20 protein-coding genes are annotated in these 22,599 nt (G+C 61.6%); 15 read left to right on the forward strand and 5 right to left on the reverse strand.

What is annotated here, in order from left to right; genetic code table 11:
• Window positions 1-25 precede the first annotated feature (25 nt).
• Both FHX10_RS15265 and FHX10_RS15270 read left to right on the forward strand, forming a co-directional pair.
• Window positions 26-1,270 carry an MFS transporter gene (locus tag FHX10_RS15265; RefSeq protein ID WP_047619894.1) on the forward strand — a complete coding sequence of 415 codons (1,245 nt, stop codon included), beginning with the start codon at window positions 26-28 and terminating at the stop codon, window positions 1,268-1,270.
• Window positions 1,267-2,658 carry an amidohydrolase gene (locus FHX10_RS15270; RefSeq protein ID WP_097545244.1) on the forward strand — a complete coding sequence of 464 codons (1,392 nt, stop codon included), beginning with the start codon at window positions 1,267-1,269 and terminating at the stop codon, window positions 2,656-2,658. Before FHX10_RS15265 ends, FHX10_RS15270 begins: the two co-directional genes overlap by 4 nt.
• 64 nt (window positions 2,659-2,722) lie before the next feature.
• On the opposite strand, the gene FHX10_RS15275 is transcribed toward FHX10_RS15270, so the two are convergent.
• Entirely contained in the window at window positions 2,723-3,127 is a 405-nt protein-coding gene (locus FHX10_RS15275; protein ID WP_097545243.1) for an Imm6 family immunity protein, read from the reverse strand.
• Window positions 3,128-3,438: 311 nt separating this feature from the next.
• Here FHX10_RS15275 and FHX10_RS15280 point away from each other — a divergent pair, with 311 nt between their 5' ends.
• The 12 genes from FHX10_RS15280 to FHX10_RS15335 all read left to right on the forward strand — a co-directional run bounded on the left by FHX10_RS15280 (window position 3,439) and on the right by FHX10_RS15335 (window position 19,420).
• Window positions 3,439-4,488: a LacI family DNA-binding transcriptional regulator gene (locus tag FHX10_RS15280; protein ID WP_097545242.1), complete on the forward strand. Its 1,050-nt coding sequence runs from the start codon at window positions 3,439-3,441 to the stop codon at window positions 4,486-4,488.
• Between the two features lie 5 nt (window positions 4,489-4,493).
• Window positions 4,494-6,107, forward strand: a complete 1,614-nt coding sequence (locus FHX10_RS15285) for an acyl CoA:acetate/3-ketoacid CoA transferase (protein ID WP_097545241.1) — start codon at window positions 4,494-4,496, stop codon at window positions 6,105-6,107.
• Window positions 6,100-6,879, forward strand: a complete 780-nt coding sequence (locus FHX10_RS15290) for an enoyl-CoA hydratase/isomerase family protein (protein ID WP_047619901.1) — start codon at window positions 6,100-6,102, stop codon at window positions 6,877-6,879. Before FHX10_RS15285 ends, FHX10_RS15290 begins: the two co-directional genes overlap by 8 nt.
• Window positions 6,879-8,399 carry an aldehyde dehydrogenase family protein gene (locus FHX10_RS15295; RefSeq protein WP_097545240.1) on the forward strand — a complete coding sequence of 507 codons (1,521 nt, stop codon included), beginning with the start codon at window positions 6,879-6,881 and terminating at the stop codon, window positions 8,397-8,399. The genes FHX10_RS15290 and FHX10_RS15295 overlap by 1 nt, the downstream gene beginning before the upstream one ends.
• Window positions 8,400-8,487: 88 nt before the next feature.
• Window positions 8,488-9,750, forward strand: a complete 1,263-nt coding sequence (locus FHX10_RS15300) for an ABC transporter substrate-binding protein (RefSeq protein ID WP_132576205.1) — start codon at window positions 8,488-8,490, stop codon at window positions 9,748-9,750.
• A 128-nt stretch (window positions 9,751-9,878) separates the two neighbouring features.
• Entirely contained in the window at window positions 9,879-10,832 is a 954-nt protein-coding gene (locus FHX10_RS15305; RefSeq protein WP_028755623.1) for a carbohydrate ABC transporter permease, read from the forward strand.
• A complete protein-coding gene (locus tag FHX10_RS15310; protein ID WP_028757119.1) occupies window positions 10,829-11,809 on the forward strand; it encodes a carbohydrate ABC transporter permease in 981 nt (326 codons plus the stop codon). Before FHX10_RS15305 ends, FHX10_RS15310 begins: the two co-directional genes overlap by 4 nt.
• Before the next feature lie 3 nt (window positions 11,810-11,812).
• Window positions 11,813-12,928, forward strand: coding sequence for an ABC transporter ATP-binding protein (locus tag FHX10_RS15315; protein ID WP_184389595.1), 1,116 nt, complete (start codon window positions 11,813-11,815; stop codon window positions 12,926-12,928).
• 15 nt (window positions 12,929-12,943) lie between these two features.
• The gene (locus FHX10_RS15320) at window positions 12,944-14,494 is read left to right on the forward strand and encodes a GMC oxidoreductase (RefSeq protein ID WP_047614523.1); all 1,551 of its coding nucleotides are present in this window, start codon (window positions 12,944-12,946) and stop codon (window positions 14,492-14,494) included.
• 1 nt (window position 14,495) lies between these two features.
• Window positions 14,496-16,151 (forward strand): GMC family oxidoreductase, encoded by a 1,656-nt coding sequence (locus tag FHX10_RS15325; RefSeq protein ID WP_097545171.1) that lies wholly within the window; start codon window positions 14,496-14,498, stop codon window positions 16,149-16,151.
• Between the two features lie 24 nt (window positions 16,152-16,175).
• A complete protein-coding gene (locus FHX10_RS15330) occupies window positions 16,176-17,354 on the forward strand; it encodes a Gfo/Idh/MocA family protein (protein WP_184389596.1) in 1,179 nt (392 codons plus the stop codon).
• Window positions 17,351-19,420: an FAD-binding protein gene (locus tag FHX10_RS15335; RefSeq protein ID WP_097545173.1), complete on the forward strand. Its 2,070-nt coding sequence runs from the start codon at window positions 17,351-17,353 to the stop codon at window positions 19,418-19,420. The genes FHX10_RS15330 and FHX10_RS15335 overlap by 4 nt, the downstream gene beginning before the upstream one ends.
• 34 nt (window positions 19,421-19,454) lie before the next feature.
• Here the strand turns inward: FHX10_RS15335 and FHX10_RS15340 are convergent, their stop codons facing one another.
• The 3 genes from FHX10_RS15340 to FHX10_RS15350 all read right to left on the reverse strand — a co-directional run bounded on the left by FHX10_RS15340 (window position 19,455) and on the right by FHX10_RS15350 (window position 21,144).
• The gene (locus FHX10_RS15340; RefSeq protein ID WP_097545174.1) at window positions 19,455-19,637 is read right to left on the reverse strand and encodes a hypothetical protein; all 183 of its coding nucleotides are present in this window, start codon (window positions 19,635-19,637) and stop codon (window positions 19,455-19,457) included.
• A gap of 122 nt (window positions 19,638-19,759) precedes the next feature.
• A complete protein-coding gene (gene xth, locus FHX10_RS15345; RefSeq protein WP_097545175.1) occupies window positions 19,760-20,554 on the reverse strand; it encodes an exodeoxyribonuclease III in 795 nt (264 codons plus the stop codon).
• Between the two features lie 92 nt (window positions 20,555-20,646).
• On the reverse strand, window positions 20,647-21,144 hold the full coding sequence (locus tag FHX10_RS15350) for a hypothetical protein (RefSeq protein WP_097545176.1): 498 nt from the start codon (window positions 21,142-21,144) through the stop codon (window positions 20,647-20,649).
• A 298-nt stretch (window positions 21,145-21,442) separates the two neighbouring features.
• Here FHX10_RS15350 and FHX10_RS15355 point away from each other — a divergent pair, with 298 nt between their 5' ends.
• Window positions 21,443-21,958 carry a hypothetical protein gene (locus FHX10_RS15355; RefSeq protein WP_097545177.1) on the forward strand — a complete coding sequence of 172 codons (516 nt, stop codon included), beginning with the start codon at window positions 21,443-21,445 and terminating at the stop codon, window positions 21,956-21,958.
• A 15-nt stretch (window positions 21,959-21,973) separates the two neighbouring features.
• On the opposite strand, the gene FHX10_RS15360 is transcribed toward FHX10_RS15355, so the two are convergent.
• Entirely contained in the window at window positions 21,974-22,597 is a 624-nt protein-coding gene (locus FHX10_RS15360; RefSeq protein ID WP_047614536.1) for a response regulator, read from the reverse strand.
• Between the last annotated feature and the right edge of the window lie 2 nt (window positions 22,598-22,599).

Raw genomic sequence — 22,599 nt, forward strand, 5'->3', positions numbered from 1 at the left:
AACGCTCAAAAAAGGGGAGCATTCCATGCTTAGTCAAATCAAGCGAAGGCACGTCATTGTTGCGATGCTGTTTGTCTGCTGGGTCGTCGGTTTCCTCGACAAGACCGCGATCAACATCGCCATCATTCCGATCGTCGACGAGTTCCACCTGACTTCCGAACAGTCCGGGATGATCATCAGCGCATTCTTTCTCGCCTATTCTCTGACGCAGCTCGTCGGAGGATACCTTGTCGATCGGCTGGGAACCCGATCGGTCTTGACCTCCGCAGTCGGTATCTGGTCGCTCGGCACGGTCGCATGCGGCGCTGTCAGCTCCGCCATGGGGCTCGCCGTGTCGCGCGTCCTGGTCGGAATGGGCGAGGCTGTCTTTCCGGCGGGAAGCTCGGTCGCCATAACCGAGAACTTCAAAAAGGAGAGCATGGCCAGGCCGAAATCGGTCATTCAGTCGGGAGCCTCTGTCGGCTTTGCCGTAGGCTCGCTGGTAACCACGGCCTTGATTGCCTACTTCAACTGGCGCGTCATGTTCGTCACCCTCGGCTTGGTCGGACTGGTTCTTGCGATCGCGCTCTATCTGGTCATGAAGCCAGTCGCCGGCGCGGCTTCGATCTCCGCCGGCCCGAAAACGGCAAAGTCGGAAAAAGCTCGGATCACGGCGTTGCTCAAGAATGCACTGACCTGGAAGATCGCCCTCTGCTACTTCTTCACCAACATCGTCTTTTGGGGTCTCCAGTCCTGGCTCCCGTCCTATTGGGTGAAGGTCAAGGGCATGAGCATGATGTCGATGGGCGCCTATTCGGCAATCCCGCCGACGCTCGGCTTCCTGTCCTTCCTGTTCTGCGGCTGGCTGCTCGACCGCTATTTCCACAAGAAGGAAAAGTATCTCATCTGCATCGGCGCCCTGGTGTCGGCGGCGTTCATCTATCTGATGGCCAACGCTTCCTCCATCCCGCTGGCCTTCTTCTATCTCACGGTTTCAAACGTCTTCCTGAACGCGATCTCGATCAGCGTGTTCGTGACGATCATGAAACATTACCCCAGCCACTCGGTGGGGACAGCGACGGGCCTGATCAACTCCCTGGCCCAGATCGGATCCTTCGTCTCGCCGACAGCGATCGGGGCCATCCTGCACGCCACAGACCAGAATTATCAGACAGCCTTCCTGGCGATCATCGGCTGCGCTGTCGTGACCTTCGCCGTGGCGGCGACGCTTCCGACCGGAAGCAAGGACGAACTGGTCGCCGATCAAGCAATTCCAGGACTGGTGAAATGACATATATCGACATCATCGAGCGCGTGCTCACCGACAAGGCGGAAGGGCTGCAGTCGGCAGCCAATGAAATCTGGTCTTTCGCCGAAATCCGCTATGAAGAGTACAAGTCGGCCGCATTGCTCGCCGACCTTCTCGAAGCGGAGGGGTTTGCCGTCGAGCGCCGGGCCGGCGGCATCGAGACGGCTTTCGTCGCAAGCTACGGCGAGGGACAGCCGGTCGTGGCGATCCTGGGCGAGTTCGATGCGCTTCCCAATCTCAGCCAGGAGGGCGAGGTCGTCGGATATAAGCCCATCATCCCCGGCGGCAACGGCCATGGATGCGGGCATAATCTGCTGGGTGTCGGTTCGCTGGCCGCCGCCTTGGCGCTCAAGGCCTGCAAGGAAGAACTCGGGCTTGCCGGTACGGTCCGCTTCTACGGCTGCCCTGCCGAAGAGGGCGGTGGCGGCAAGGCCTTCATGGCCCGTGAGGGACTGTTCGATGGCGTCGACGTTGCCTTCACCTGGCACCCGTGGGATGAAAACCTCGCCTATCATGCAAGAATGCTGGCGACGAACCAGGTCTATTTCACCTTCCGTGGCGTCAGCGCGCATGCCGGCTTCGAACCTCATCTCGGACGAAGCGCGCTCGATGCCGTCGAGCTGATGAATGTCGGGGCGAACTTCCTGCGCGAGCACATCGTTCAGGACGGCAGGATTCACTATGCGATAACCGATACCGGCGGAAAGGCGCCTAATGTCGTGCAGTCGCAAGCCGAAGTGCTCTACAAGGTCCGCGCGCCGCTGATGGATCAGGTGCGCGACATTACCGAACGGGTCAAGGACGTGGCGCGCGGAGCGGCGCTGATGACCGGAACGGAGGTCGAGATCACCTTCGATGCAGCCTCTGCCGACCTGATCCCGAACGCCACGCTGGCAGGCGTCATTCACCAGGAACTCGGCAAGATCGGCGGAGCGTCCTTCTCCAACAGCGAGAAGGCGTTCGCGGCGGAGATCCAGAAGACTTTTCCCAAGGACGTTCAAGCGCGCATCGAGAAGCGCGGAACGATCCTCTCCGCGCATATCAACGAGTTTCAGGAAAAGCCGACGTTCCTGCACGGTTCGACCGATGTCGGCGACGTCAGCTGGATCGTTCCCACCGGACAGGTCTACATGGCGACATCAGCCTACGGAACGCCTCCGCATAGCTGGCAGATGGTTGCGCAAGGCAAGGCCTCCTACGCGCATAAGGGAATGCTTCAGGCCGGCAAGGTCATGGCCGCCGCCGCCGCCAGATGTCTCCAGAACAGCGAGTTGATCGTCCAGGCGAAGCAGGAACACGTCAGGGAACTCGGAGGCGCTTCCTACAAGCCTCTCATCCCGCCCGAGACGAAGCCGATGAAGGTCCGCTAGACAAATGCGGACGGTTATGCGAGCCATGGAATAGTTACGAGCAACAGCGAGCGGCGAGGGGACTTCAGCCGAGTTTGGCTAGTTGCTCCTCCAGCAGATCAAGGCTGTCCTCTCCGACCTCGTTGACATCATTCGGCATGGGATCGCCGGTCTCCTGGTAAACAAGCCAGGCGACGTACATGGCCGCCGTCGTCAGCGCGTTCCAGCCGTCTTCGCTGGGCTTTCCCACGGCCTCGGAGAGCCGACGGAGTGTCCCGCGCTCATCGTCGCTGTAAATGAGGTCGGAGAAATATCGGCCGGTCAGGCGTCCATCGCCACTCCCAATACGGATTGCCGCCAGGGCGGCCCTGGCTTCGGACGCGTCGGGTTCGATGCGCTCGATGTGTGCGACCAAAGCCGCGGCAACGGTTGCCAAGCGCCGTGCTTGTTCGCGTTGCGGCAGGCCGGTCAACTCGGCGCGCAGTTTCATGTCTCCATGCTCTCCACTGAGTTTGTCGCAAAGTTTTTAACACAGATAGAAGCCCTTCCGGCTTGTCCCAGAAGGTCTGCCGATTGCGGCGCATTGCTCGTGTTTAGATCGGTCGAAAAAATCGAACGATGGCGCGTAACGGGTCGTCCTTTTAGAACGTTCCAATTCTAAAATGAAGGGTTCTGCGACAATTAGAAAATCATTACGCCGAAAATAGCCAATAAATGGCATCAGATTAAGATTTCTCTTGACAGAATTGGAACGTTCCAAATATTTAACGATCAATCAACGTTTGGTGTTCGGAGGAAGAGGTGACGAAGGCGCGGGTGACCGTCATCGATATCGCAAAGGCGGCTGGCGTCTCCAAATCGACGGTTTCGCTCGTGCTTCAGGGCTCTTCCCTGGTCAATGAGGGGACGCGGTCCAAGGTCAATGCGGTGATGCGCGAGCTGGGCTATGTCTACAATCGCGGCGCAGCCAATCTTCGCCAAGCCGGCGCCAAATCGCGGATCATCGGGGTCGTCGTGAACGATCTGACGAACAGCTTCTTTGCGGAGCTGGCAGTCGGCGTCGACATGGTCGTTCAGTCGGCCGGATTCGTGCAGTTCCTGTCGAACACCAGTGAGAGCATCGACAGGCAGCGCGAGGTCGTCGCATCGATGCGGGAACATGGCATTTCCGGGCTCATCGTGTCGCCGGCGCGCGCCACCGATGCTGCAGACTTCAAGCCGCTCGTCGCGGCAGGCATACCGGTGGTGGTCGTCGTGCGAAACCTGCCCGGCGCCAAAGTCTCGTCGATCGTCTCCGACAACCGGGCCGGCATGATGTCGGCGGTCAAGCACCTGGCGGGGCTCGGCCACAAGCGCATCGCTTTCCTCGGCGGTTTTCCCGACACCGCCGTTTTCGACGACCGCCTTGCCGGTTACCGAAGCGGCATGGAAGCAGCCGGGCTCGACTACCACCAAGAACTTGTCGTCTCGTCGGCGCCGTCGCGCGCCGGCGGGGTCGAGGCGATCGGAAAAGCGCTCGTTCTTACCGACAGACCGACGGCGGCCGTCTGCTTCAACGATGCCGTCGCCTTCGGTGTTTGCGACGGGTTGCGCGCGCGCCGTCTGGAGCCCGGCTCCGACTTCGCGGTCGTGGGTTTCGATGACGTCATCGAGGCTCAGGCGGCGGTTCCGGCGCTGACAACGGTCTCGGTCGATCCGCAAGGCATTGGGCGCCGCGGCGCGCAGATGCTTCTCAAGCAAATCAGTGCGGGTAAGGCCGAGGCGGAGACGGTGACAACAGCCGTCCGGCTGGTCGTTCGCGAGAGCTGTGGAGCCGGCATGAGCGTCAAGATCAAACAGGACTCTGTCTAATGCCAATGAAGAAGCACCTCACCCCGGCCGAAGCGGCCGCGCTGATCCCGGATGGCGCTGTTGTCACGGTGTCGTCTTCGAGCGGTCTCGGCTGCCCGAACCTGATGCTGAAGGCGATCGGCGAACGTTTCGATGCGACCGGTCATCCCAAGGACATTACCACCCTTCACCCGATCGCTGCCGGCGACATGAGCGGCATCAAGGGCGTCGACTATATCGCCAAGAAGGGACTGCTCAAACGCATCATCGGCGGCTCCTATCCCTCCGGTCCGTCGTCATCAGAGCCGCCACTGATCTGGCAGATGATCACCAGCAACGAGATCCCGGCCTACAACATTCCCTCCGGCATTCTTTTCGACATTCATCGTGAAGCCGCCGCCAAGCGACCAGGCGTCCTGACCAAGATCGGCATCGATACATTCGTCGATCCAGAGCGGCAGGGTTGCGCGATGAACGGCCTGGCGTCGGAACATCCGGTGGTCAAGCGTGTCAGCTTCGAAGGCGACGACTGGCTGTTTTTTCCCGCGATCGTCCCCAAGGTCGCCATAATCCGCGCCACCACGGCCGACGAGCGCGGCAACCTCACCTACGAACATGAAGGCGCCTATCTCGGCGGACTTGATCAGGCCCTGGCCGCCCGCAACAATGGCGGCATCGTCATCGCCCAGGTCAAGCGGATCACCAAGGAAGGCTCGCTGAAGCCGCATGACGTCCGTGTGCCCGGAATGCTGGTCGATTATGTGGTCGTCGATCCGGAGCAGAAGCAGACGACGCAGACGCAGTACGATCCGGCGATTTCGGGGGAGATCTTCCGCCCGCTCGATAGTTTCAGCGTCCCGGAGTTCAATGTTCAGAAAGTCATCGCGCGCCGTGTCGCGCAGGAACTTCAGACGGGAAGCTGCGTCAATCTCGGCTTCGGCATCTCGGCCAACGTGCCGCGCATTCTGCTGGAGGAGGGGCTCCACGGCGCAGTCACCTGGGTGATCGAGCAGGGTGCCGTCGGCGGCGTGCCGCTGCTCGACTTCGCCTTTGGCTGCGCCTCCAACGCCGACGCCTACATGCCGTCTCCCTATCAGTTCACCTATTTCCAGGGCGCAGGCTTCGATGCCTCGCTGCTGTCCTTCCTTGAGATCGGCAAAGACGGTTCGGTCAATGTCTCCAAGCTCTCCTTCCGGCCGCATGTGACGGCTGGCGCCGGAGGCTTCGTCGACATCACCGCGCGGGCGAAGAAGATCGTCTTCTCCGGCATGTTCAACGCCGGAGCGAAGCTTTCGATCGCCGATGGCGCGCTACTAATCGAGAAGGAAGGCAAGTTGAAGAAACTCGTCAACGAGGTCGAACATGTCACCTTCAGCGGTAGGCGCGCGATCGAGCAAGGGCAGGATATCACCTATGTCACCGAGCGGTGCGTGATGAAGCTGACGCGCGATGGCATCGTCCTCACCGAGATTGCCCCTGGCGTCGATCTCCAGTCCCACATCCTCGATCAATCGGAGTTTCCATTGATCGTCGCGCCTGATCTGAAGGTCATGGACGCGGCGCTCTTCGCGGAGGCAGCGATCGGCCTGTCGCTTCCAGAAAAAAAGGCACGCACGCTGGAGGGCAGCTTCCATGGCTAGCGGATCCGTCAGAATTGACGTCGATGGACATGTTGCGACGCTGACGATTTCTCGTCCGGAGAAGCTGAACGCGCTCGACCTGGACATGCTGAAAGCGCTGGCGGATGCGGCTGACGAGGTGGAGGCGAACGCCAATGTGCGCGCTGCCATTCTCACGGGCGAAGGAAAGGGCTTTTCCGCCGGTGGCGATATCAAGGCCTGGGGCGGAATGTTGCCTCAGGAGTTCGGTCATCTCTGGGTTCGCCACGGCCACCGTATTTTCGAAAGACTGGCGACACTCAGGGTGCCGTTGGTCGCGGCTCTGAACGGCCACGCTCTCGGAGGAGGGCTTGAGCTTGCGGGCGTCGCGGACATTCGCCTCGCCGAGCAGCACATCAAGATCGGCCTGCCGGAGACCGGCCTTGGCATGGTGCCGGGCTGGTCCGGGACGCAGCGTCTTGTGCGCCGGTTCGGGGCGCAGGCCGTCCGGCGTATGGCCCTGGGTGGCGAGATATTCACCGCCGAGGAGGCACGCCTTCTCGGGATCGTGGACGCGGTTGTTCCCACAGGAAACGCGCTGGCCGCTGCCAAGGAATATGCGCAGCGGATTGCTGCAAGGGGGCCGGCTGCGACCGAGATCGCGAAGTTGATGATCGCATCGGCGAACGGCGAAGACAACGGAACCGCGGTCGAAGCCCTGGGCTCGATCCTCGCTGCGAAGACCGGCGATCTGAAGGAGGGCGTCGCATCATTCAGCGAGAAGCGCCCGGCAACGTTCAAGGGAGAATGGTAATGACGGTCCTCGTCAACCCCACGGCACTGAGCAACCACAGAGCGCGTGATTTCAAGATGCTCATCGACGGCAAATGGGAGGCAGGCTCCTCCGGTCCGATCGAGCGTGTCGCGCCAAGCCATGGTGTCGTGGTCAGCCGCTTCCCGACGGGCAGCAGCACGGACGCCGAGCGGGCGATCGCCGCGGCACGCAGGGCCTTCGACCTTGGGCCGTGGCCGCGGATGACCGCTTCCGAACGTTCCGCCATCCTGCTCAAGGCCGCCGATCTGATTGCGACGCGTGCGGAGGAGCTGGCATTTCTCGATGCGATCGAGGCGGGAAAGCCGATCACGCAGGTGCGGGGAGAAATTGCCGGATCCGTTGACATATGGCGCTACGCGGCAGCGCTCGCACGTGACCTCCACGGCGAAAGCTACAACACGCTCGGCGATGGCACATTGGGGGTCGTGCTGCGCGAAGCGATCGGCGTGGTGTCGATCATCACGCCCTGGAACTTCCCGTTCCTGATCGTCGGCCAGAAGCTGCCGTTTGCCTTGGCCGCCGGCTGCACCACCGTCGTCAAGCCCTCGGAACTGACCTCGGGATCGACGCTCGTGCTGGGAGAAATCCTGCAGCAGGCCGGCATTCCCGATGGTGTCGTCAATATTGTCACCGGCCGGGGACCTGAGGTCGGCGCGGTCATGACGTCGCATCCTGACGTCGATATGGTGTCCTTCACCGGCTCGACCGGCGTCGGCAAGCTGACCATGGCGAATGCCGCCCAGACGCTGAAGAAGGTTTCGCTGGAGCTGGGTGGGAAGAACCCGCAGATCGTATTCCCGGATGCCGATCTTGATGCATTCATCGATGCCGCGGTCTTCGGCGCATATTTCAATGCCGGCGAGTGCTGCAATGCCGGCTCACGGCTGGTCCTTCATAAATCAATCGCTGCCGATGTCGTCAGGCGGATTGCCGAATTGTCGAAGGCGGTGAAGGTCGGCGATCCCCTCGACCCTTCGACGCAGGTCGGCGCCATCATCACGCCGCAGCATCTGGAGAAGATATCGGGATATGTCGCCGGCGCCAGAAGCAGCGGCGCCCGCGTCGCTTATGGCGGCGAGACGCTCGATCTCGGCATGGGGCAGTTCATGTCGCCGACGATCCTCGAAGAGGTCACCCCTGATATGGCCGTGGCGCGTGAGGAAGTCTTCGGGCCGGTCCTGTCGGTCCTGACATTCGAGACATCAGCCGAAGCCATCAGGATCGCCAATTCCATCGACTACGGCCTGTCGGCCGGTGTCTGGAGCCGCGATTTCGACACCTGCCTGACGATCGGGCGGTCGGTGCGGGCGGGCACGATCTGGATGAACACCTTCATGGACGGCGCCTCGGAGCTTCCCTTTGGCGGTTACAAGCAAAGCGGCCTCGGCCGCGAGCTCGGCCGTGATGCGGTCGAAGACTACACGGAGACCAAGACGCTGAACATGCATATCGGCAAACGCACCAATTGGTGGATGCCGCAGACGGAAAAGCCGGCTTAGCCGGCGGCCGAACTACGCTCGAGGAGGGCGGGTGATTGGTGCGGGAATGGGTCCCGCATCTTCCAAACTGGAACTGGGAGGTTCTTCGATGAACAGGTTTTTGACCACGACCGCAATGATCGCATTGGCTCTGGCCAGCGGTAGCGTGTCCGTACGCGCAGCCGACGTGAAGGAAGTGCAGATGCTGCACTGGTGGACGTCGGGCGGCGAGGCAGCGGCGCTGAACGTTCTGAAGCAGGACCTGTCGAAGGAAGGTTTTGCCTGGAAGGATGTTCCGGTGGCCGGCGGTGGCGGTGACGCGGCGATGACGGCGCTGAAGGCGATGGTGGCGGCCGGCACCTATCCGACAGCCTCGCAGATGCTGGGGTATACCGTGCTCGATTATGCCCAGGCCGGTGTCATGGGCGACCTGACGGAGACGGCGAAGAAGGAAGGCTGGGACAAGTCGGTGCCGGCGGCGCTGCAGAAGTTCTCGGTCTATGACGGCAAGTGGGTCGCAGCCCCCGTTAACGTCCACTCGGTCAACTGGCTGTGGATCAACAAGGCGGTGATGGACAAGATCGGCGGCACCCAGCCGAAGACCTTTGACGATCTGATCGCCCTGCTTGACAAGGCCAAGGCCGCCGGCGTCATCCCGCTCGCCCTTGGCGGCCAGAACTGGCAGGAAGCGACGATGTTCGATTCCATCGTGCTGTCGACCGGCGGTCCGGAGTTCTACAAGAAGGCCTTCAACGACCTCGATGAAGAGTCGCTGAAGTCCGACACGATGAAGAAGTCCTTCGACAATCTGGCGACGATCGTCAAATATGTCGATCCGAACTTCTCCGGCCGCGACTGGAACCTCGCCACCGCCATGGTCATCAAGGGTGACGCGCTGGTGCAGGTGATGGGCGACTGGGCCAAGGGCGAATTCGTCGCCGCCAAGAAGACGCCGGATACCGACTTCCTGTGCTACCGCTTCCCCGGCACCGACGGCAGCGTGATCTACAACTCCGACATGTTCGGCATGTTCAACGTCCCCGACGACCGCAAGGCGGCGCAGGTGGCGCTGGCAACCGCAACGCTGTCGAAGAGCTTCCAGTCGGCCTTCAACGTCGTCAAGGGTTCGGTGCCGGCTCGTACCGACGTTCCCGATACCGACTTCGACGCCTGCGGCAAGAAGGGTATCGCCGACCTGAAGGCTGCCAATGAAGGCGGCACGCTGTTCGGCTCGCTGGCGCAAGGCTATGGCGCACCGCCGGCGATTGCCAATGCCTACAAGGACGTCGTCTCGAAGTTCGTCCACGGCCAGATCAAGACCTCCGACGAGGCCGTGACCCAGCTGGTCCAGGCGATCGACGACGCCCGCTGAGATCACTTGTGATGACAATGCTTCCCCGCGTGACCCGCGGGGAAGCTTCAGGCTCCGCGCCGATCACGCAGGATGATCATGCCCGGACGATATCGAGGAGCCATCATGCGGGGAGGAGATGACATTCCATGAGCACAGTTGCGACTACCGATCCGGTTCTGACGCCGCGGCAATCGACGGGTATCTCGTTGCGCGGCCGGCTGCAGGATGCGCTGCCGAAGATCGTGCTGGCGCCGAGCTTCGTCATCACCATCATCTTCGTCTACGGCTTCATCATCTGGACGGCCTATCTGTCCTTCACCAATTCCAAGACCTTTCCCTCCTATGCGCTGACCGGCGCACGCGCCTATCAGCGGCTGTGGCGCTGGACCTTCGAGAGCGATCCGCCGTCCTCCTGGTATACCTCGATCACCAACATGGCGATCTTCGGCTTCCTCTATGTCGGCATCTGCCTGGCGCTCGGTCTCTTCCTCGCCATCCTGCTCGACCAGAAGATCCGCGGCGAGGGGCTGCTCCGGCCGATCTTCCTCTATCCGATGGCGCTCTCCTTCATCGTCACCGGCGTTGCCTGGAAATGGTTCCTCGACCCCGGCCTCGGCCTGGAACAGACGCTGCACCACTTCGGCTGGACGAGCTTCCACTTCGACTGGATCAAGAACAAGGACTTCGTCATCTACACCGTCGTCATCGCCGGTGTGTGGCAGGCGTCGGGCTTCGTCATGGCGATGTTCCTGGCGGGCCTGCGCGGCATCGACGGCGAGATCATGAAGGCGGCCCAGATCGACGGCGCCTCGCCCTTCCAGCTCTACCGCCGCATCGTCATTCCATTGCTGCGGCCGATCTTTCTGTCGGCCTTCATCGTGCTCGCCCATATGGCGATCAAGTCTTATGACTTGGTGGTGGCGCTGACCTCGGGCGGGCCGGGCGGCTCGGCCTGGCTGCCGTCCAACTTCATGTATGAATACACCTTCAAGCGCAACGAGATGGCCGTCGGCTCGGCCAGCGCCATCATCATGCTGATGACCATCTCGGCAATCATCGTGCCCTATCTCTATTCCGAACTGAAGGAGAAGGCGCGATGAGCAGCCTGACCTCTTCACCGGTAACCTCGGCAGCAACGTTCTCGCAGGCCGGCGACAACAGGAGCGACAACAGCAGCAACAGCCGCTGGATCGGCCGCACCGTCATCTACGGCCTGCTCGTGATCTTCGCCGTCCTCTATCTGATGCCGCTCTTCGTCATGCTGACCACCTCGTTCAAGACCATGGACGAGATCCAGAACGGCAACATGCTGGCGCTGCCGCAAGCCCCGACCTTCGATCCCTGGATCAAGGCCTGGGGCGAGACCTGCGTCGGGCTCACCTGCGCCGGCATCAAGGGCTACTTCTGGAACTCGATCAAGATGGTGGTGCCGGCCGTCGCCATCTCCACCATCATGGGGGCGCTGAACGGTTATATCCTGACCAAATGGCGCTTTCCCGGCCACACGCTGGTGTTCGGGCTGATGCTGTTTGCCTGCTTCATTCCGTTCCAGTCGGTGCTGTTGCCGATGGCGACGATCCTCGGTTCGCTCGGCCGCTTCGGCATGACGCTGCAGAACGCCACCGGCTTTGCCTTCGGCTTCGGCAATCCGACCGTCAATCTGGTCTTCGTCCATGTCGTCTATGGCCTGGGCTTCACGACGCTGTTCTTCCGCAATTTCTACGAGGCCTTTCCGACCGAGCTGGTGCGGGCCGCCCAGGTCGATGGCGCCAGCTTCTTCCAGATCTTCCGGCGCATCATGCTGCCGAACTCGCTGCCGATCATCGTCGTCACCGTCATCTACCAGTTCACCAATATCTGGAACGACTTCCTGTTTGCCTCGGCCTATGCCGGCACCGGCGATTCCATGCCGATGACGGTGGCGCTCAACAATGTCGTCAACACCTCGACCGGGGTGGTCGAATACAATGTCAACATGGCGGCGGCGATGATCGCCGCCGTGCCGACGCTCATCGTCTATATCCTCGCCGGCCGCTACTTCGTGCGCGGTCTGATGGCGGGCGCTGTCAAAGGGTAATCCATGGCCTTCCTCGAAATCTCCGGTCTTAAAAAGCGCTTCGGCGCCGTCGACATTCTCAAGGGCATCGACCTCGAACTCGACAAGGGCGGCTTTCTCGTGCTGGTCGGCCCGTCCGGCTGCGGCAAGTCCACCCTGCTCAACACCATTGCCGGGCTGGAGACGATCACCTCGGGCGATATCAGGATCGACGGGCGCGACATCAGCGGCCTGCATCCCTCCAAGCGCGACATCGCCATGGTGTTCCAGTCCTATGCGCTCTATCCGAACATGACGGTGGCGGGCAACATCGCCTTCGGCATGGAGATCCGCGGCGTGCCGAAGGACGAACGTGCCAAGGCGATCAAGCAGGTCTCCGACATGCTGCAGATCGGCCATCTGCTCGACCGCAAGCCGAGCCAGCTGTCGGGCGGCCAGCGCCAGCGCGTCGCCATGGGGAGAGCCTTGGTGCGCAATCCGCAGGTCTTCCTGTTCGATGAACCGCTCTCCAATCTCGATGCCAAGCTGCGGGTCGACATGCGCACCGAGATCAAGCGGCTGCATCAGCGCATGGGCACCACCTTCGTCTATGTCACCCATGATCAGATCGAGGCGATGACGCTGGCGACCAAGATCGCCGTGCTGAAGGACGGCGTGCTGCAGCAGTTCGGCACGCCGGCCGAGATCTATAACAGCCCCTCCAATATCTTCGTCGCCGACTTCATGGGATCGCCGGCGATGAACCTCTTGACCGCCACCGTCGAAAACGGCGCCGGCGGGCTCGAAGTCTCGCTGGAGCGGCCGAATGCCGCCCCGCTCAAGCTCCCCGTCATGGCTGGCAACAATGGCCTGACCACCTATACCGGCAGACAGGTGATCTTCGGCATCCGCCCCGAGGCCTTGACCGATCCGGATGGCGCCGACCGCAAGGCGCGCATGCTGAGCGAGGGCGACTGCCTGATCGAAGTCGTCGAACCGGCCGGCTCCGACACCTTCGCCGTCACCAAGCTCGGCGGCAAATCCGTCGTCGCCCGGCTGCGCGCCGATGCCGGTATCGCGCCAGGCCAGACAACCCGACTGGCCTTCAATCTCGATAAGGCCGTCTTCTTCGATCCACAAAGCCAGGCGAGGATCGGGTGATGGCCAGGTGCTGATATGAGCGGTTCACCAGATATCGTCATCATCGGTTCAGGCGTCGGCGGCTCCACGGTCGCCGCCGGCCTGGCGGTGACCGGCGCCCGGATATTGATCCTCGAGGCCGGCGATCACATCGCCGATCTTCCGGTCAATCGCGACCAGCGCGCCATCTTCCAGCGCGGGCATTTTCGGCCGAAGGAAACCTGGTACGAGGCGAACGGCAAGGGATTCAACCCCGGCAACTACTACAATGTCGGCGGGAATTCGAAGTTTTACGGCGCGGTCTTGTCGCGCTATCGCGAGCAGGATTTCGACGTCATCGAGCACCGGGAAGGTGTGTCGCCGGCCTGGCCGTTTCCCTATGAAACCCTGGAGCCGTGGTATTGCCGGGCGGAACTGATGTATCAGGTTCGCGGCAGTCTGGGCGAGGATCCCACGGAACCGTATCATTCGGCTGCCTACGACTATCCGCCGGTCCCTGACGAGGCGCCGATCGCTGATGTCAGGGCGCGTCTCAAGAAGAAAGGCCTGCATCCGTTTTCCCTGCCGCTCGGCCTGGATCTCGATGCCTGGCTCTCCAAGGCACGCACGCCTTGGGATGCGCATCCCAATTCACGGGACGGCAAGATGGACGCCGAGACTGCAGCCCTTGCCGTGGCGCTGAAGCACGAGAACGTCCGGCTCGAAACCAATGCGCGCGTGACGAGGCTCGACATGGGCGCGGGGAACCGGATCGACCGGGTGACCTATGTCAAGAACGGTGAGACGCTGACCGTTTCGGCGAAGATCGTCATCCTCGCCGCCGGGGCGGTCCAGTCCTCCGTGCTTTTGCTGCGCTCGAAAAACGACCGCTTCGCAAGCGGCCTGGCGAATTCTTCCGATCAGGTGGGCCGCAACTTCATGAACCACAATGCGTCGGCCGTTATCGGCGTCTCGCCAAAATTCAGGAACACGGCTGTCTACCAGAAGACGTTTGCCTTTAACGACTTCTATCTCTCGGACGGTGAGGGAGGACCACCGCTCGGCAATGTGCAGCTCCTGGGCCGCATTTCCGAGAAAGTCCTCAAGGGCTCTCTGCCGCAGGCTCCGGAATGGTTTCTGCGCTTCATCACAACTCATGCCATCGACTTCTATGCCATGAGCGAGGACGTGCCCAATCCCGAAAGCCGGGTCATGGTCGATGGAGACCGGATCATTCTTCAATGGCAGCGAAGCAACTGGGACGCCCATCTTGCCCTTGTCGCCAAGCTGAAGGTCATCCTGAAATCGATCGGATTTCCGGTCGTGCTGTCGCGGCCCTTCGACAAACGCACGCCCTCCCATCAATGCGGAACGATACGCATCGGCAACGATCCCGCGACAGCGCCGTTGGATCCGTACTGCCGTTCCTACGATCACCAGAACCTCTTCGTCGTCGACGCCGGTTTCCTCCCCACCTCGGCGGCGGTCAATCCTGCGCTCACCGTCGCCGCCCAGGCGCTGAGAGTGGCGGATCACATTGCGGCGAAGGACTTTGCGGGCATGACAGAGGCGCTGGCGGTCGCCAGGCCGGATGCAACAGGACAGTAAAATGGGATTCGATTACATCATCACCGGCGCCGGTCCGGCAGGATGCGTGCTGGCAAGCCGGCTGAGCGAAGATCCTGATGTCAGTGTCCTCCTGCTCGAAGCGGGTGGAGGCGACTGGAATCCGCTGTTTCACATGCCGGCCGGCTTCGCCAAGATGACCAAAGGCGTCGCCAGCTGGGGATGGGAAACCGTTCCCCAGAAGCACATGAAAGGCAGGGTGCTGCGTTATACGCAGGCGAAAGTCATCGGTGGCGGCTCGTCGATCAACGCACAGCTCTATACCCGCGGCAACGCTGCGGATTATGACCTCTGGGCGCGGGAGGACGGCTGCGAGGGCTGGGATTACCGCTCGATCCTTCCCTATTTCAAACGCGCGGAGGACAACCAGCGCTTCGCCGACGACTACCACGCCTATGGCGGTCCGCTGGGGGTCTCGATGCCGGCTGCGCCGCTGCCGATCTGCGACGCCTATATCCGTGCGGGGCAGGAACTCGGCATTCCCTACAACCACGATTTCAACGGCCGCCAGCAGGCGGGCGTGGGATTTTACCAACTGACGCAGCGCAATCGCCGCCGGTCGTCGGCTTCGCTCGCCTATCTCTCGCCGATCAAGGACCGCAAGAACCTGACGGTCCGGACCGGCGCTCGCGTCGCGCGCATCATCGTCGAGGGAGGCCGTGCGACAGGCGTCGAGATCGTGACCGCGCGCGGCCAGGAGATCATCCGCGCCGAACGCGAAGTGCTGATTTCTTCCGGCGCTATCGGATCGCCGAAGCTGCTTCTGCAGTCCGGCATCGGACCGGCCGACCATCTGCGCTCGGTTGGCGTCAAGGTGCTTCACGATCTGCCGGGTGTCGGCGGCAACCTCCAGGATCACCTGGATCTTTTCGTCATATCCGAATGCACCGGCGATCACACCTATGACGGCGTCGCAAAGATCCACCGCACGCTTTGGGCAGGGCTTCAGTATGTCCTGTTCCGCACCGGTCCGGTCGCCTCGTCGCTCTTCGAGACCGGCGGTTTCTGGTACGCCGATCCGCAAGCGCGTTCCCCTGATATCCAGTTCCACCTCGGTTTGGGATCGGGCATCGAAGCGGGCGTCGAGCGGCTCAAGAATGCAGGTGTGACGCTCAACTCTGCCTATCTGCATCCGCGCTCGCGCGGGACGGTCCGTCTGTCATCCGCCGACCCGGCTGCCGCGCCCTTGATCGACCCCAATTACTGGTCGGATCCTCACGACAGGAAGATGTCTTTGGAGGGGCTCAAGCTCGCGCGCGAGATCATGCAGCAGGCGGCGCTGAAGCCCTATGTCATGGCCGAAAGGCTTCCGGGACCGAATGTCATGACCGACGAAGAGCTCTTCGATTATGGCTGCGCCAACGCAAAGACCGATCATCATCCGGTCGGTACCTGCAAGATGGGGACGGGGCCTGACGCGGTTGTCGGGCTCGATCTCAAGGTCCATGGCCTCGAAGGCCTGAGGGTATGCGATTCATCCGTCATGCCGCGCGTGCCGTCGTGCAACACCAACGCCCCGACGATCATGGTCGGTGAAAAAGGGTCGGACCTCATTCGGGGCTTGCCGGCACTTGCCCCCACCATTTTCGCCTACGAACGCAACGATGCGCGGCCTCGGGCTCGCGCCGAAATCCGGTGAGCCGCGTCGAGAGGAGAGACGACAATGTCTGAAGTCAAAGTGGCCGTGCTTGGCGCCTCGGGCTGGATGGGGAAGGTCCACACGATGGCCTACCAGACCTTTCCGCATTTCTTCGGAGTGTCGGACGGAACGGCGCGGGTCGTCGCTCTCGTCGAAGGCCCCTCGACGGCAGCCGAGGATATTGACCACCGAGCGCCGGGCGCAAAAATTCTTGGGGATTGGAAACTGGCGGTCGCGGATCCCGATGTCGATCTGATCGATATCTGCCTGCCTGACCATCTTCACTACGAGGTGGCCAAGGCGGCTTTGCTGGCCGGCAAACATGTCTACTGCGAGAAGCCATTGGCAAACACCGCCGCTGAAGCGCGGGAGCTGGCCGACATCGCCAGGGAAAAGGGCGTCATTACCCGCGTCGGGCACGCCTTCCCCCGAAACCCGGTCCATGATCTTGCGAAAGACATCATTCAATCCGGCGAAATCGGCGAGATCAAGCTGTTCCGCGGCTGCCAGCACGTCGACATGTATGGTGATCCCTATGCGCCGTTCATGTGGCGCGCCGATGGAAAGCTTGCGCCGACCGGGATCGTCGGTGATACCGGCTCGCACATTTTCAGTTTCATGGATTTCCTGATTGGCCGCGTCAGTTCCTTGATCGCCGACAATCTGATCGTGACGCCGCGCAGGCCTGTCGTCGAGGGTCTTGCCTATGGTGAGCAGGTGAAACTGACAGGCAACGAGTCCTGGGCTGATATCACCAACCCCGATGCAACGAACCTGCTCTGCCGGTTCGAAAACGGCGCCGGCGGAATCGTCGATTTCAGCCGTGTCGCGACCGGCCGCAAGTTCATGCAGACCTATGAAATCTACGGAACGAAAGGCAGCATCGCCTTTAACTATGACGAGATAAACCGGCTGCGCTTCTACTCCAACGACGACCGGACGGGGCGGCGCGGCTTCCGGGAGATCGACGTGGGACCTGAAAATTCGACCTTCCGGGCTTTTCTCCCGCTGCCGAATTTCGGATTAGGCTATAATGAAAGCAAGATCATCGAAGTGGCCGAGGTGATCCGCTCGATCGTTGCCAACAGGCCGATGTGGCCGACATTCGAGACCGGTCACCACATCTGCCAGATCGTCGACGCATGCATGGAGTCTTCCCGGCAGAGGCGCTGGGTCGACATCCCGCTGGCTGAACGCCAATGACCATGGACGTTCCGCAGGAAATTCTCGACGCGCTGACCGATGTCGACATGCCGCGGCTGCCACCCGAGGCCGCTCCTTCGGAAACGGTCCGGCTCGCCGGCGTTGAGGTGCCGGTCTATCGGGCCGGCTGCATCGTCGTCGGATCCGGCGCGGCAGGTCTGCGGGCGGCGGTGGAATTGAAGCGGCGCGGCGATGACGTCGTTATCGTCAGCCAAAGCGCGTGGGGTGGAACCTCGGCCTGTTCGGGATCGGACAAGCAGACCCTGCACACTGCGAATACGGCGGATCAGGGCGACAATTACAAGGCGATGGCCCGATCCATCCGCAGCGGCGGCGCGATGGACGAGGACACGGCCTACGTCGAGGCGGTGGGCTCGTCGCGGATGATGGCGTCGCTCCAGTTCTTGGGCCTGCCGCTGCCCCAGGATCCGCTTGGGGGAACGCTGAGATATCAGACCGATCATGATGAGGTCGGGCGCGCCACCAGCTGCGGCCCGCGCACCTCGCGCCTGATGGTCAAGGTGCTGGCCGAGGAGGCGATCCGACTGGGCGTGCCGTTTTACAACCAGACCACGGCGGTCAAGATCCTCACTGGGGGCGAGGGGGCTGACCGTCATGTCGTCGGCATGCTTGTCATGCGCGCCAGCGACCGTACAGAGCAGAATCCGCTGGGTATCGCGCTGTTCGTCAGCAGCGTGATCGTGCTCGCCGCCGGCGGGCCGGGCGAACTCTATCGCGACAGCGTTTATCCCAATGGCTGCTTCGGCTCTCTTGGATTGGCGCTGGAAGCCGGCGTCGAACTCGTCAACCTGACCGAAAGCCAGTTCGGCATCGGAACGCGCAGGGAAGGATTTCCATGGAACCTGTCGGGCACCTATGTCCAGGCGATCCCGCATATCTATTCGATCGATAGCGAAGGCGTCGAACACCACTTCCTGGCAGACTATTACCGCAGCACGCAAGAACTGGCGTCGAACGTCTTCCGCAAGGGCTATCAGTGGCCCTTTCATGCGACGCGCATGCTCGATTTCGGCTCCAGCCTGGTCGATCTCGCCATCTCTAGCGAAACTGCCGCTGGCCGGCGCGTTTTCATGGACTTCAACCGCAATCCGCTGTCCGTACCGGGCGATCTGCCGTTCAGCCTGGAAAGACTGGACGAAGATGTCCGCGACTATCTCGGCAAGGCCGGCGCCGACCAGGACATGCCGATCGATCGATTGAAGCATATGAACCCGCTCGCGATCGAGCTCTACCGCCGCTATAAGATCGATATTGCCGAAGAGCCGCTCGAATTTGCGGTCAACAACCAGCATATGAACGGCGGCATCATGATCGACACCTGGGGCCGCAGCAATCTCGGCGGCTGTTACGCGGTCGGGGAGGCCGCGGGCACCCATGGGGTGACGAGGCCGGGGGGAGCGGCGCTCAATGCCGGGCAGGTCTTCGGCACCCGCGCGGCCGAGCACATCAGCGCGAGCGGCAGGGCGAAGCGGACAGCTTCAGGGGATATAACCGGTACGGCAGAGACAGGCATCTCCGATCTCCTTGCCGCCCTTCGCACCGAGAGCCCACTCACCGTCAAATCGATCCGCTCGGAGGTGCAGGCGCGAATGAGCGAGAAGGCTGGCATCCTCTGCGATCAGCAGAATGTGGCCCGAGCCTTGATCGAAGCGCGCAAACTGAATGTGGACATCCGCGCCAACGGCGTCGCCTATGGTCGCGCAGCGGAGGCGGTCCGAGGCGTGCAATGGCGGCATATGGCGCTCGCCTCGGAAGCCGTGCTCAGCGCGCTTGATTTCTTCATTCGCGGTGGCGGCGGCAGCCGTGGGGCGCGAGCGATATGCGATATAGCGGGCGAATCCACGCCGCTCGCGCGCTCAGGTCCATTGCCGGATTATCGCTTCCGGAAAGAACGCGAATCGCATCGCAAGGAGCAGATCGTCGTTCGTCTCGATGGTGATGAGATAAGGCTTTCAACGCAGGCGAACCGTAGTTTCGATGAAAGCGCCAAGTCCTTCTTCGAGCGGGACTGGCCATCCTGGTTGACGGGCCGCATCTACGACTGAGGTCGGACGAATGAGGGGACGCCAGATCGGCTGATCAATCAGGATTCGCAACCGCGGGCGGAACACGAACTCGCTCGGTGTCGTCAGAGCCTTCGGCAATGGCTTCCTCGCTTCTGCGCATTCGCCTTGGCGGATTCTTGCCTTCGATAGGCTTCGGCGACATTTGGTCGTCGGCCTGGATCTCATCGGTGTTGAGGTAGTTCTTGCTTTCGTCCATAGCGGTCACCTCAGGTTGGGGAATTGCGATGCAGGAAAACGATTCTCCGCATCGGCGCTTTGCACGCTAACGCTCGGCGACATGACGGGTTCCCTCGCTGGTCGGCCAGCGGTGGCCGAGGCTCATAGGTCGGCTCCGGCTTCGGAAACGTCGAGCTCGATTATGACGGGCGCGTGGTCGCTCGTATGTTCCCAGCCGCGCGGTTTTCTCCGGACCGTCGCCGATCGAAGCCATGGCGCGACGGCCGGACTGAGCAGGAAGTGGTCGATCCGAAGCCCCGCGTCACGTTCGAAGCTGTTTCGCCAATATTTCCAGAAGGTGTAGATGCGCTCGCCCGGATGCAGATGCCTGATGGCGTCGGTCCAGCCCTGGCCGACGAGTTGCGCATAGGCCTTGCGCACTTCCGGTCTGAAGAGGGCATCGTCCAGCCAGCGTTCCGGCTTATAGACGTCGATCTCCGTCGGCATGACGTTGAAGTCGCCGGCCAGGATCGAAGGCACCTCGAGCTCGAGGAGTTCGGCGGCGTATTCGTGCAGGCGACGGAACCACCGGAGTTTGTACTCGAACTTGACGCCCGGGAACGGATTTCCGTTCGGAAGATACAGGCACCCGATCACGATGCCGTCGACGACAGCTTCGATATAGCGGCTGTGGCTATCATCGGGATCGCCGGGAAGTCCGCGCCGCGTCAGGATCGGTGTCTTGCCCTTGGCCAGGATGGCTACCCCGTTCCAGGATCGCTGTCCGTGCCAGACGGCGCCGTAGCCGGCCCTTTCGATCTCCCTTCGCGGAAACCCCGCGTCGTCTGTCTTCAGTTCCTGGAGGCACACCACATCAGGGGCGTCCTCCTTGAGCCAGCGCAGCAGGATGTCCAGCCGTCCATTGATCCCATTGACGTTGTAGGTTGCGATTTTCATCATACTCCCGGAAGCCGGGCCCCCGCCGGACATGCTCTAGAAACGCTCTTAAATTTCCTCCTCGGAATGTCTTGCCGGCCATGGCTGGCGCCTCAACGCGTCGCACCGAAGACGAAGGCGATGCCGGCGACGATCGCAACTGCTGTCAGCGGCTGCCGGCGTATCCGATCCTCGAGGTCGTGGACGAAGCTGCTTGCTTCCGCCTTTGCCAGGCGGGCTGTCCCGGAAGCCAGCTCCGAAGCCGACTCCGCTATCCGACCGGCTTCTTTCTGAAGCGCGCGCATCTTCTCGTGATCGGCATCAAATCCTTCGGAGGAACGGGCGAATTCGCCGGTCGAGCGCAGAGCTTGATCCGCGAGCGGAAACGCCTCGTCGAGTTTGGTGGGATCGGGCTCTCGCTTCACGCGCTCGGCGGCCTCGACGTCGCTGCGCCCGGCAGGAATTGAGGTGTGGGTGGCTGACACCGGGTCGGAGGCCGGAAAAGTGTCCTCGATTGCGCTGTCGAGTTCGCCCTTTCGGGACTGCTTCCGCTGCTCTGCCTGTTCTTTTCGCATGGATTGGACTGCGGGGGATTCGTTCGGGTTTGCCATCGGGGTTTCCTCTGTTGCACTTCGACAAACAAAGCGACGACGAGCGGAGAAGTTCCATAGAAATGCTTCCGCGCCTCACAGAGCAACAGCGACGCGCGAAACGAGCAATGCCGGCGCGCGCAATCGCTCGGACTTTTCTGGACGACGAGGGTCACAATCAATCAGTCGGACCAAAGTCTTGCCAGTGCCTACTACCTAGGTCGGTTGCATTCTGCATTGGGAAAAGCGAGAAATCTCATGCGCCATATGGCATATATTGTATGGAAAACGGCGAAGAACCGCCGAACGAGGCTATTGCATGAATATCCGGAAACGCGATTTTCTGAGATTGGGCGGCAGCGCGGCCATCGCCCTGGTCGCTGCCGCATCGCCAGCCACTTTGAATCTCGACGGTTTCCTTCCTGGTCTGGCGGTGGAACGCGCACAGGCAAAAGACGGCAACAACGGCAATGGCGGCGGTAACGGCAATGGGGGAGGGAACGGCAACAGCGGCAATGGCAACGGGGGAGGGAATGGGAATAGTGGCGGCAGCGGCAATGGCTCGGGAAATGGCAATAGCGGTGGCAACTCCGGTAGCGGTTCTGGATCCTCTTCCAGTTCCTCTTCAAATACCTCTTCTACAGGGGCGTCGGGAGGATCGGGAACGAAAGCGACCGAAGCGTCCGATGGCTCGATCAATGTCCGTCACGCGAATGGCATCACGGAAAGCCTGCGCAGTGGCCGCTACATCATGAAGGACTCGAAAGGGCGGACGATCGTAAGCCGGCAGGCGACGGCCAACGATGCCCTCCGATTGAGCCGTTTCTTTCGCTAAAAGCTGAATCTTGTTTTAATGCAGTTCGCGCCATTGCAGAGCCGCTTCCGTCCTGTTCGAGGCGCCGAGCTTGCTCAGAATCTGGGTCATATGGTGTTTCACGGTCTTTTCCTGCAGGCCGAGACGCAAGCCGATATGCTTGTTTGACAAGCCTTGAGCGACAAGATCCATCACCTCGCGTTCCCGTGGCGTCAGACTGCTTTTATCCGACGTTCCGCCATTCAGTGAATTCTCCATGACCTTTGCCGACATGGTTGGCGAGATATATCGCGTTCCACCGAGGACGGTTTGGATTGCTTCGGCGAGACCGCGGGAGCCGACACCCTTCAGAACATAACCCATCGCGCCCCGTTGCAGAGCGTCAAGCAAGGTGTCCACCTCCTCGGATACCGTCAACATCAGCACTTTCGTCGTCGGGCTCCGCTCCAGGACGTTGCTGATCGCAGACAGCCCGCCGCCGGGCATCGAGACATCGAGGAGCATAATGTCGGGGCGGTTGTCCGAAGCGATCATCGCCGCGTCATCGCTGCTGGCGCCTTCGCCAATGACGACAAAGCTGCTGATCTCCGACAAGCTGCGCGTGACGCCCTCGCGAAAAAGCGGGTGGTCGTCCACGACGCCGATGGTGATTGATGTCATCT

The organism is Rhizobium sp. BK591 (assembly GCF_014195045.1).
Lineage (GTDB): Bacteria > Pseudomonadota > Alphaproteobacteria > Rhizobiales > Rhizobiaceae > Rhizobium > Rhizobium anhuiense.